The following is an 11,653-nucleotide window of genomic DNA, read 5'->3' as shown; positions in this document are numbered from 1 at the left end:
ACAGCTTATTTAACTGCAATAACACTAATTTCCACATTTACATTTTTAGGTAAACACGCCACTTGAACAGTTTCACGAGCAGGCGCTGTAGCTTCATTAAAGTAGCTTCCATAAACGTCGTTAATGTTAACAAACTCTCCCATATCGCTAATGAAAATAGATGCTTTTACTACATTTTCAAACGTCATATTTGCAGCTTCTAAAACGGCTTTAAGGTTTTCCATAACCTGTTTGGTTTCCGTTTTAATATCGTCTAAAATTAATTCTCCGGTTTCAGGATTGAATGCGATTTGTCCTGAAGTATAAAGTGTGTTTCCACTTAAAATTGCTTGGTTATATGGACCAATAGGAGCCGGAGCTTTTGTGGTTGTGATTATTTGTTTCATCTGTTGTTTATTATTTAAGAATCAGACTGAAGTCTGTAGGTTTTTAGAAAAAGCTATGAGTTGATTATAGTTGAATATCTGGTTGTCTGCGTTTCTCGTATTTTAAATCTTTCAGCATACTAGATTTGATGCCAATAAAGAAATTCCAAGAGGTTCTATCGCTAAACGGAATCCAGCTAAAATTCATACGCCAACTTTTTAAATCGCGTTCAAAACGCAACTGGGTATAGGTAAAACCAGCATTTTTTAAGTCATATCCAGATGAGTAACCGATAGACCATTTGTCGGATAGTTTTACGTCTCCAGAAAACATCAGAGAGTGCGACGAAATCTGATTTTCACGTCTCGAGTTCGAGTAGTTTACCGCATAAGCAATACGCAAACTCCACGGGATGCTGTAACTGTACAATCCGTTTTCAGCATCATCACTTTCTTCGCCTTCTTCACTGAACTGCTGATTGGCAAAATCTTCAGAAACACCAAACATATCGTCATCACGACCACCACTACGAATATTTTCCTGAATACCACGGTCATTGCTTTTATCTTTGGATTTGCCATTTTTACTTGAAATAGACCAGCTGGTGGTTAAGTTTGCACTGGTTAATCTAAAAAGACTCCCGCCGTTATCAAAATTAAATTTATCAATACGGTTGTTGTTGTTATCTAAGGCGTAAGGATCTAAAGTCGCGCCAAAGTTAACACTCATTTTATTATTAAAGAATTGCGTGCCACCACTCATTCTTACAGGACTCCATTGCAATGAGTCTCCTGCAAAATTGTAAGAGGTTGAAAAGTTTAAATTGTTTAACAGAATTATTTTCTTAGCTTCGGTTGCAGTGGAATCTTTATCTCGAACTTTGGCTTCTAAGTTGTTAGATACCGAAATTCCCATTGAACTGGAGAAGTTTTTATTAGGTGAGCCGAAAATGCCATTTTGAAAACGAGAATATTCTAGGTTTACATTTTCATAAATAGCATCAAGTTCCCCTTGGGTTAATCCGTCGGCATTAACAACTTCAGCAGTTTCATAATATTTATCGAAAGCCGGGTTAATATTATAACTAATGGAAGGACGAACCACATGACGAATGGCTTTGATTTTTCGGTCTGTGCCTTCTTTTTCAAAGTTAAACATACCGTAAACCGTAGTACCTAAACTGGTGCTGAAATTATAAGTTCTAAAGGCATCAAATCCATTTAGAGTTTCTGTTTCTTTTTGTTTTTCAAAAGCATTGTAAGTTTGTTTTTCAGTTTTAAAAGTCCAAACCTCGTTGTAGTTTGTACTGGCACTGACGCTAAAATATTTAAACAACTTAAAGTTGGTACTTAATGGAATACTGTGTTGAAATCCGGCACGCGCATCGTCAAACATTTCACTTTTAAAGAAAAACTCATCCGTGGTTGAAATGCGGTTTTCTCCACGAACGCTGTATTGCAAGTTGATGTTCTGAAAGATTCCTTTTTTTGATCCTGTTTTCGGAACAAACGGATAAATTCTACCAACACTACCTTGAAAAGTTGGTAAGGTCATGTTAATGGTTTCTGTATTCGTGTTTTGCGAGTGTGTTGCCGTTAAACTGAAATTCACCGATGGTTCTCCTAAAAAGGTTTTGGAGTACGAAACTGATGATGCTAAAGTGTTATTTAAAAAGGAACCAGAGTTAATCTGGTTAATGGAGTTTCGGTAATATTTACTGCTACCTAAGTTAACCGATGCTGAGAATCTGGAATTCGGACTAGCCTTTGAGTCTTGACTGTGCGACCAACGAATGTTGTAAATCGTATTTCGGGCGTAATCTGGGAATCCGCGTTCGCTGGTGATCAGGTTTTCGTATCTGAAACCAACATTTCCTCTAAATTTATAGCGTTTTGCATAAGTACTTTCCAAGCGCATACCGTAACTACCATTGGTATAGTAATCTCCTAAAACAGCCAAATCTACATAATCACTAATGGCGAAATAGTATCCACCATTTTGTAAAAAGTAACCGCGGTTGTTTTGTTCACCAAAACTAGGAATAATAAGTCCCGAGGTTTGCTTTTCTGACTGCGGAAAGAACCCAAATGGTAAGGCTACAGGCGTAGGAACATCATAAATGTATAGGTTGGTAAATCCGGTTACGATTTTCTTTCCCGGTACAATTTTAGCTTTTCGAAGTCTGAAATAATATTCCGGATCATCTAAATCTTCAGCAGTGGTATATTTAGCTTCCTTTAAAAAGTAAACCGAATCGTTTTGTTTTTTTGTCACTTTAGCAATAACAGTACCTTCACCTTGTTCGGTTTGCGAATTATATATTAAAGCTTTTTTGGTTTTTGTATTGAAAATGATAGAATCAGGTTCAACGACATTACTTCCTTGGGTAAAAACAGGTTTTTGAGTGTAGCCGTTTATAGTATCGGTAATCCCTTTGGCATGAACGGTATTATTCGTGTAGTCGATAACAATTGTTCCCGCAGCAATATTCATATCGCCGTAATCAATAGTGGCTTCGTTATGTAAGTATAGCTTATGTTCAGTTTTATTAAACCTGGTGTAGTCTGTAGCGTGGTATTTTACTGTGTGCTCCAGTAATTCTTTTTTAGGTTTAACAGAGTCGGTTAAGGTGGTGTCTTGCGATTTCTCTGATAGTTCTGGGGCAATAATACTATCGGCATTAATAGTTAATGTTTCTTTACTTCGTTCAATGGTTTTACCCTTTTTCGGGATGTCTTGTGCGAAGCTTAACGTGTTTATAAACACTGTAAAACTTAATGCAAAAAGTATTTTAAAGTTGTTTGTATGCAACGCTTTTAAATGTATTTTTGTAAAAGTATGGCTCGGTTTTTGAAAAGCCAAAATTACATATATTTTTCTGTGATTGATTTATAATTTAATTAAATTTTAAAATTAAACGTAAGCACAATTTATTAGTGTAATAAAGGGTGTTTTTTATGCGTTAAAATTTAAAACATACCTAATTTTAGATTTTAGTTAGAGTTGCAGCTATAATTATGCCATACCTTAATTTTTTAATAAAATGATTTACCAAATGAAAACGAACTGCCTATTACTTTTCGTATCTTTTATACTAGTATTAACATTTTCTTCTTTCAAACCGATTGAAGACCGTGATGACCGTGGCAAATTTGTGGTGGTGTTGGATGCTGGTCATGGTGGGCACGACCCGGGGAATATGGGTAATGGTTTTAAAGAAAAAGATATTGCATTAAAAATAGTACTGGAAGTTGGTAAGATGATTGAAAAGAATCCCGACATAAAAGTGGTTTATACACGCAAATCAGATGTGTTTGTCGATTTATTTGTACGCGGTCAGATTGCCAATAAAGCGGATGCAGATTTGTTCGTTTCGGTACATTGTAATGCGCACCATTCGGCAGCGCACGGAACAGAAACCTTTGTGTTAGGAACGCATAGAAATCAAACGAATTTTGAAGTTGCTAAAAAGGAAAACTCGGTGATTTTCTTAGAGAGCGATTACGAACAAAAATATGGGGGCTTCGATCCGAATTCACCGGAGTCTGTGATGAGTATTCTATTAAGTCAGGAAGAGTATTTAGATCAAAGTATTCAGTTAGCAAGCTTAATTCAAAAGAAATTTACAAATAGATTAAAACGTAAAGACCGTGGCGTGAAGCAAGCTGGATTTATTGTGTTGCACCAAACCGTTATGCCAAGTGTATTGATAGAAACCGGATTTTTAACTTACAAAGAAGAAGGAGGATATTTGAATTCTTCAAAAGGTCAGCGTGAAATGTCTACGGCGGTTGCCGATGCTATTTTAGAATACAAACATATTATTGACGGGAATGTTGGGGAATATGCTTTTTTAGAAGATACAGTTCATGAGGAAGAAACCCAGACGCAAGTTGCGGCAGCAGATATTCATAACGATATCACCTTTAAAATTCAAATTGCGGCCAGTTCTAAAGCATTAGATCCAAAACCGTATAACTTTAAAGGATTAGATGATATTTCCAGAATTAAAGAAGGCAGTTTGTATAAGTATTTTTATTCGAGTACTTCCGATTACAATCAAATAAAGCAAAAGGAAGAAGTGGCTAAGCAAAAAGGCTACAAGTCGAGTTTTATTGTAGCTTTTAAAGACGGAAAAAAAATTAGCCTTGCCGAGGCGTTAAAAACAACTGCTAATTAAAAGCGTTCTTTTTAAATTTATTTTAAATTTGTGCAACTAAATCATATACTTTGAAAATATCAAGAGAAGTTAAAACAGGCGTATTAGTAGTATTAGGAATTGTTCTTTTTATTTTTGGTTTCAATTACTTAAAGGGACATAATTTACTCGATGTAGAAGATGTGTATTACACCGATTTCGATTATAACGCATTAACCAAATCTTCAATAGTTACGGTGAAAGGTAACACCGTAGGTAAAGTTCAGGATATCTCTTATGATTTCGAAACAGGAAAAACGCATGTCGCTTTTACGGTTAATCCTAATTTGAAATTTTCAAAGAATTCCACCATAAGAATGTACGAAACCGGACTTATGGGCGGTAACGGTTTGGCTATTTTAGTAAGTGAAGAAGGAGAACAAGCGAAACCTGGTGATAAATTAAAATCAGAAGTTGAAATGGGATTGGTAACCAGTCTTTCGAAAAATTTTTCAGGTTTAAGTATGGATTTAAATTCTACGTTAAAATCAGCCGACTCTTTAATTGTTAGCTTAAATAAAGTGGTTAACGATCAGTCGGAACAAGGTTTAAGACATACTGTAGCGCAGTTAAATGAAACTTTAAAAGCGTTTGAAGCAACTTCTTTACACATCAATGGATATTTAGTTAACAACAAGAAAACCATTGAAGAAACCCTTGTTAATTTCAAATCTACAAGCGAAGATTTATCAGTAATGATGTCCGACTTAAAAGAAGCCGATATGGGAACTACAATAGCCTCATTAAATAAAACCTTGGAAAGTTTACAAAGTGTATTGGCTTCGGTTGATCAGGGTGAAGGAACTCTTGGAAAGTTGCTAAAAGACGAAGGTTTATACAACAATATAGAAGGTGCAACCAAAGAAATGGAAGAGTTGCTTAGAGATATAAAACTGCACCCAAAACGTTATTTCAGAATATTATCGAAAAAGGAAATTCCGTACACCAACGAAGAAGAAACTAACTAATTACTAATGGAATACTTGCCAAATATACTTTTTGCTGTCATATTAGCTGCTGGTATTGGCTATTTTGCTAAAAATGTAAAGAAGCTAATACGTAATATAAAATTAGGACGTGATGTCGATCTAAGCGATAATAAATCAGAGCGTTTTAAAAGCATGGCCATGATTGCCTTAGGACAAAGTAAAATGGTACGCAGGCCGGTAGCTGGTATTTTACATATTATTGTGTATTTGGGCTTCATTATTATTAATATTGAAGTGTTAGAAATTATTATCGATGGGTTATTCGGAACGCATCGTATTTTTTCAGGAATCGGAGCAACTTATGGATTTTTAATTGGAGCTTTCGAAGTTTTAGCGTTATTAGTTTTTGTATCGGTTATTGTATTCTGGATTCGAAGAAATATTATTAAGCTGAAACGTTTCTGGAAAGCTGAAATGACCAGCTGGCCTAAAAACGATGGTAATTTCATTTTGTATTTCGAAATGGTATTAATGACTTTGTTTTTAGTGATGAATGCTGCCGATGTGCATTTTCAAGCAATGAATTCAGGGAATGTTATTAGTCAGTTTATCGCACCTTGGTTTGGTGGTTTTTCAGAAGGTACACTTCACTTCATTGAAAGAGGTGCTTGGTGGTTCCATATTGTTGGAATTTTAGTGTTCTTAAATTACTTATATTTTTCAAAGCATTTACATATTCTATTGGCATTCCCGAATACCTATTATGGGAAATTAGCGCCAAAAGGGCAATTCAATAATTTAGAGTCGGTAACCAACGAGGTGAAAATGATGATGGATCCGAATATTGATCCGTTTGCTGCACCAGCAGAAGGAACCGAACCGGCGATGCCAGAAAAATTCGGAGCCAGTGATGTGCAGGATTTAAGCTGGGTTCAGTTATTAAATGCTTACACCTGTACCGAGTGCGGACGTTGTACAAGCGAATGTCCGGCGAATTTAACAGGGAAAAAATTATCCCCACGAAAAATTATGATGGATACCCGCGACCGTTTAGAGGAAGTTGGTAAAAACATTGATGCTAATAATGGTGAATTTAAAGCCGACGGAAAACAATTATTAGGCGATTATATTTCAACCGAAGAACTTTGGGCCTGTACAACCTGTAATGCTTGTGTAGAGGCTTGTCCGGTAAGTATCGATCCATTATCAATAATTTTAGAAATGCGACGTTATTTAGTTATGGAGCAAAGTGCTGCACCAACCGAGTTGAATAACATGATGACTAATATTGAGAACAACGGTGCACCCTGGCCATACAGCCAAATGGACCGATTAAACTGGAAAGACGAATAGATGAATTATGAAGTGCTCAACCGCCATAGTAACGTTAATTTTAATGTTTTTATTTAAAAACGTTTCGGCACAGGTTGGATACAAAAAAGATTCATTACAAATTAAAGTGTATACAGAAGTCGAATATGAGAATTATTGGGCTCAGGATATACGAGTGAAAAAGGTGTTTTGTGATTATTGTTCAGAATTTCAGAAGGAACAAATAGGAAATGAGGCGCTAAGACGCACTTACTTTGTAAGAAACGATAATAAATTCAGAATGCCAAGTGGCGTTTTTCGTCACGCCCTTTATATTAGAATAGCGAAAAAGGATTTTGCAAGATTGCGGGAAGATAATATCATGCAGGATTCCGTTTTAACCATAAACGAACAACCAAAATAAAGACGTTGGTCTTTATTTAAAAAGAATATCTAATGAGCGAAGTACTTAAGGTGCCAAGTATGGCAGAATGTATGGCCGAAGGCAGACAGCCCGAAATTTTGTTTTGGGTAGGTTCAGCTGGAAGTTATGACGATAGAGCAAAAAAAATAACCAGAGCTTTCGTTAAAATTCTAAATAAAGCCAATGTCGATTTCGCTGTTTTAGGAACCGAAGAAAGCTGTACTGGCGATGTGGCTAAGCGTGCGGGAAATGAATTTTTATTTCAAATGCAGGCGGTAACCAATATAGAAATTTTAAATGCCTACGACATTAAACGCATCGTAACCGCTTGTCCTCATTCTTATAATACTTTAAAAAATGAGTATCCGCAGCTTGGAGGACACTATCAAGTGCAACACCATACACAATTTATAGATGAATTGATTCAATCTGGACGTTTAAAATTAGAACGTGAAAACACGTTTAAAGGCAAACGTATTACCTTTCACGATCCATGTTATTTAGGCCGCGCTAACGATGTTTACGAAGCACCAAGGGCTTTGTTGCAAACTTTGGGTGTAGAATTGGTGGAGATGAAGCGTCATAAAAAAACAGCGCTGTGTTGCGGTGCCGGTGGAGCGCAAATGTTCAAGGAACCGGAAAAAGGAGATAAAGATATTAATGTGTTAAGAACCGAAGATGCCTTGGAAACTAATCCAGATATTATTGCTACTGGTTGCCCATATTGCAATACCATGATGACCGATGGAGTGAAAGTTAAAGAAAAAGATGCCGATATTTCGGTATTAGATGTGGCGGAATTGATTGCCAATGCACAAAATTTATAATGCAGTAACGCATCGTATTTCAAATTAAAAAACAAAAAAATGCTAGTAGATTTTAATACATTACCAGAGGAGTCTCGAGTTTGGATATATCAGGCAAATCGTTCGTTTACCGATCAGGAGATTACAGAAATAGAAGAAAAATTAAACGTATTCATCGAGAATTGGACGGCGCACGGAAGCGATTTAAATGCAGGGTATCTTATTAAATACAAACGATTCATTGTTATAGGTTTAAATCAGAATTTAAATAAGGCGACAGGATGTTCTATAGATGCTTCGGTGCGTTTTATTCAACAATTAGAGGAAGACTATAAAGTCGATTTAATGGATAAAATGAATGTGTCGTATAAGCAAGGCGATTTTATAGCTTACAAGACGCTTACCGATTTTAAACAAATGGCCAAGGATAAAGCCGTGTCTAAAAATACTATTGTTTTCAATAATTTAGTGGCTAATATTGCCGATTTTAATGAAAACTGGGAAGTGCCTGCAAGCGAAAGCTGGCATAGTCGCTTTTTAAAATAATCGTATATAATCTTTTAATTAATTATACCATGGAAATTAATATAAATCTATATTAAAATCCTTCGATTTTACTGCTAAAAGTGTTATTTTGGCATGGTTATTATGGTTTACCTATACAATTAATAACGGTCTAAATTAATCCTCTTTATGCGTCAAATCTTTTTTATAATTAATACCCTCCTTATTACCACAGCTGTTTTTGCTCAAAGTACTGTAAATCCGCTAATAACAAGTGATGCTGTAGCACAGCAAAAATGGGTTGACAGTGTTTATAATACCTTGTCTTTAAAAGAAAAAATAGGACAGTTGTATATGGTTCAGGTCATGTCTAACCAGGATCAGGCAACTAAAAATAAAATCGTTGATTTGATTAAAGACTATCAGATTGGGGGGATTATCTATTCTTTAGGTGGGCCTGTACGTCAAGCCAAATTAGATAACGAATTGCAAGCCTTGTCTAAAGTTCCATTATTGGTTGGCATGGATGCCGAATGGGGTTTGAGTATGCGATTAGATTCGACGTATGCCTTTCCTTGGAACATGACGCTTGGAGCGATAAAGGACAACAAACTGGTTGAGCAAACCGGAAGACAAGTCGGCGAACATTGTAAGCGTTTAGGTGTGCATTTTAATTTTGCTCCGGTGGTCGACATTAATACAAATCCTAAAAATCCTATTATCGGAAATCGTTCGTTTGGAGAAGATCGCGATAATGTTACTGAAAAAGCTTTAGCCTTTATGAAAGGGATGCAAAGCGCAGGTGTTTTGGCTAATGCCAAGCATTTTCCTGGACATGGCGATACCGATCAGGATTCTCATAAAACACTTCCAACGGTTAGTTTTGATGAAAAACGTATCGATTCCATCGAATTGTATCCGTATAAAAAACTAATAAAAGAAGGATTGTCCAGTGTTATGGTGGCGCATTTAAATGTGCCTAGTTTAGAACCTCGCGAAGGCTATCCGTCGTCATTATCAAAACATATTGTTACAGATATTTTAAAAGAAAGGTTACAGTTTCAAGGCTTAACGTTTACCGATGCCTTGACTATGAAAGGTGCTGCTAATTTCAGTGAAACAGGTGATATCGATTTGGCTGCTTTTAAAGCGGGTAACGATGTCATGTTAATGTCGGAAGATGTCGGTATTGGGGTTTCTAAACTTACTGAGGCGTATTATGCAGGAGAGATTTCAGAAGAGCGCTTGGCGTATTCGGTAAAAAAAGTGTTGATGGCGAAATATAAAGTAGGATTGAACAAATACAAACCTATCGCGATTAACCATTTGGTTGAAGACTTAAACCGGCTTAAAGATGATATGCTTTACGAAGAGCTTTTGGAAAATGCCATAACGATCATTCAAAACGAAAGAGACTTACTGCCAATTCAGCAATTAGAAACTAAAACCATTGCTTATGTAGGTTTAGGGGATGATGACGGAACGCCGTTTTTTAATGAGCTAAAAAAGTACACCAAAGTACATCATATTGAAGCGCCTACTTTAGATGAATTAACCGCTAAGTTACAGGATTATAATACGGTTATTATTGGCTTTCACCGCTCGAATGCTAATCCCTGGAAAAGTTATGAGTTTAGTGAAGATGAATTGAATTGGATTGATAGCATATCGAAATCGCATAGTGTAATTTTAGATGCGTTTGTTAAGCCTTATGCGTTGTCGAGTTTAAAGTCCATTACCAATATTGAAAGCATTATTGTGAGTTATCAGAACAGTGAAATTGCACAACAAAAATCGGCACAACTCATTTTCGGAGCTATTGATGCGGTTGGTGTGTTGCCGGTATCTATTGGACAAACCTTTCCTGTTGGTCATGGTGTTCACAGGCATGCAATTAAGCGTCTGGGGTATACGATTCCGGAACGTGTAGGTGTGGATTCAGATAAATTAAATAAAATAGATTCCATAGCGCTTAAAGCTATAAACGGAAAAATGACACCTGGTATTCAGTTGTTGGTAGCCAGAAAAGGAAAGGTAATTTACAATAAGAATTTTGGAAAGCACACCTACGGCGGAAAAGAAAAAGTGGCTTGGGACGATATTTACGATGTCGCTTCACTAACAAAGATATTAGCAACCTTACCCTTGGTGATGGAAATGGAGCAGGAGGGGATTATTTCATTAGATTCTGAACTGGGAGAATTACTGCCAAAATATAAAGGATCGAATAAAGAGCATATTACCATAAAGCAAATGTTATCGCATTATGCGAGACTGCGCCCTTGGGAGCCGTTTTATTATAATACTTTAGACTCAGTTACTAAACGTCCAAGTGATGCTTATTACAGAACGGAACGTAGTAAGGAATTTGATGTTGAGGTCGCTAAAAATATGTATTTACGATCTGATTATCCAGATACCATTCAAAAGATTATTAGAGAGTCAGAATTACTTCCAAAGTTAAAATATCGTTATAGTGACTTTCCTTATTACATTTTAAAGAAATTTATTGAGACTTATTACGACAGAACCTTGGAGCAGTTAGTACAAAGTCATTTTTATGAGCCTTTAGGCGCGAATAATACCTTGTATAATCCGTATCATAAAATCAGTAATAAAAAGATTGTTCCGACCGAGGTCGATAATTATTACCGATACAGAGAAGTACAAGGTTATGTTCACGATATGGGGGCGGCGATGCAAAATGGTATTGGAGGTCATGCCGGAATTTTTAGTAATGCTAACGATGTAGCCAAGATTATGCAAATGTATTTGCAAAAGGGGTATTATGGCGGAAAACAATTTTTAATGTCAGAAACAGTAGATCGATTTAATACGAGTTATTACAGTTCGAAAGATAACAGGCGAGGTGTTGGTTTCGATAAACCACAACTAAGTGGTGAAGGGCCAACTTGCGGTTGTGTGTCTTTATCGAGTTTTGGACATTCAGGGTTTACCGGAACTTATGCCTGGGCAGACCCGGAAAAAGAAATAGTTTACGTATTTTTGGCGAATAGAACTTACCCGAGTGCAGATCATAATCTGTTGTTAAAAGAAAATATTAGAACCGATATTCAAAGCTTAATATATCAAGCCATTATCGATTAAAGAAAGC

9 protein-coding genes are annotated in these 11,653 nt (G+C 36.2%); 7 read left to right on the top strand and 2 right to left on the bottom strand.

Annotated features, from left to right (window positions below; translation table 11 throughout):
* Positions 1-5 precede the first annotated feature (5 nt).
* Positions 6-386, bottom strand: coding sequence for a RidA family protein (locus ICJ84_RS07950; protein WP_188215838.1), 381 nt, complete (start codon positions 384-386; stop codon positions 6-8).
* Between the two features lie 64 nt (positions 387-450).
* Positions 451-3,228 carry a putative LPS assembly protein LptD gene (locus ICJ84_RS07945; RefSeq protein WP_188215837.1) on the bottom strand — a complete coding sequence of 926 codons (2,778 nt, stop codon included), beginning with the start codon at positions 3,226-3,228 and terminating at the stop codon, positions 451-453.
* A gap of 193 nt (positions 3,229-3,421) precedes the next feature.
* Here ICJ84_RS07945 and ICJ84_RS07940 point away from each other — a divergent pair, with 193 nt between their 5' ends.
* From ICJ84_RS07940 to ICJ84_RS07910, 7 genes are all read left to right on the top strand, one after another.
* Positions 3,422-4,546, top strand: a complete 1,125-nt coding sequence (locus tag ICJ84_RS07940) for an N-acetylmuramoyl-L-alanine amidase family protein (RefSeq protein WP_188215836.1) — start codon at positions 3,422-3,424, stop codon at positions 4,544-4,546.
* Between the two features lie 50 nt (positions 4,547-4,596).
* Positions 4,597-5,532: an MlaD family protein gene (locus ICJ84_RS07935; protein WP_188215835.1), complete on the top strand. Its 936-nt coding sequence runs from the start codon at positions 4,597-4,599 to the stop codon at positions 5,530-5,532.
* A 6-nt stretch (positions 5,533-5,538) separates the two neighbouring features.
* Entirely contained in the window at positions 5,539-6,846 is a 1,308-nt protein-coding gene (locus ICJ84_RS07930; protein ID WP_188215834.1) for a (Fe-S)-binding protein, read from the top strand.
* Positions 6,847-6,853: 7 nt separating this feature from the next.
* Positions 6,854-7,228 carry a hypothetical protein gene (locus ICJ84_RS07925; RefSeq protein WP_241748722.1) on the top strand — a complete coding sequence of 125 codons (375 nt, stop codon included), beginning with the start codon at positions 6,854-6,856 and terminating at the stop codon, positions 7,226-7,228.
* Positions 7,229-7,260: 32 nt separating this feature from the next.
* On the top strand, positions 7,261-8,055 hold the full coding sequence (locus tag ICJ84_RS07920; RefSeq protein WP_188215833.1) for a (Fe-S)-binding protein: 795 nt from the start codon (positions 7,261-7,263) through the stop codon (positions 8,053-8,055).
* A 39-nt stretch (positions 8,056-8,094) separates the two neighbouring features.
* Complete coding sequence (locus ICJ84_RS07915) at positions 8,095-8,580, top strand: ABC transporter ATPase (RefSeq protein ID WP_188215832.1); 486 nt, start codon at positions 8,095-8,097, stop codon at positions 8,578-8,580.
* A gap of 147 nt (positions 8,581-8,727) precedes the next feature.
* Complete coding sequence (locus ICJ84_RS07910; protein ID WP_188215831.1) at positions 8,728-11,646, top strand: glycoside hydrolase family 3 N-terminal domain-containing protein; 2,919 nt, start codon at positions 8,728-8,730, stop codon at positions 11,644-11,646.
* Positions 11,647-11,653 lie beyond the last annotated feature (7 nt).

The organism is Aestuariibaculum suncheonense, from assembly GCF_014596935.1.
GTDB lineage: Bacteria > Bacteroidota > Bacteroidia > Flavobacteriales > Flavobacteriaceae > Aestuariibaculum > Aestuariibaculum suncheonense.
Note: the sequence above shows the minus strand (reverse complement) of the source record. Positions and strands in the feature narration are given on the sequence as shown.

Coding starts and splice junctions, on each gene's coding strand:
- ICJ84_RS07925 (WP_241748722.1), top strand. CDS start 6,854: ATGAAGTGCTCAACCGCCATAGTAACGTTAATTTTAATGTTTTTATTT.
- ICJ84_RS07915 (WP_188215832.1), top strand. CDS start 8,095: ATGCTAGTAGATTTTAATACATTACCAGAGGAGTCTCGAGTTTGGATA.
- ICJ84_RS07940 (WP_188215836.1), top strand. CDS start 3,422: ATGAAAACGAACTGCCTATTACTTTTCGTATCTTTTATACTAGTATTA.
- ICJ84_RS07920 (WP_188215833.1), top strand. CDS start 7,261: ATGAGCGAAGTACTTAAGGTGCCAAGTATGGCAGAATGTATGGCCGAA.
- ICJ84_RS07910 (WP_188215831.1), top strand. CDS start 8,728: ATGCGTCAAATCTTTTTTATAATTAATACCCTCCTTATTACCACAGCT.
- ICJ84_RS07930 (WP_188215834.1), top strand. CDS start 5,539: ATGGAATACTTGCCAAATATACTTTTTGCTGTCATATTAGCTGCTGGT.
- ICJ84_RS07950 (WP_188215838.1), bottom strand. CDS start 386: ATGAAACAAATAATCACAACCACAAAAGCTCCGGCTCCTATTGGTCCA.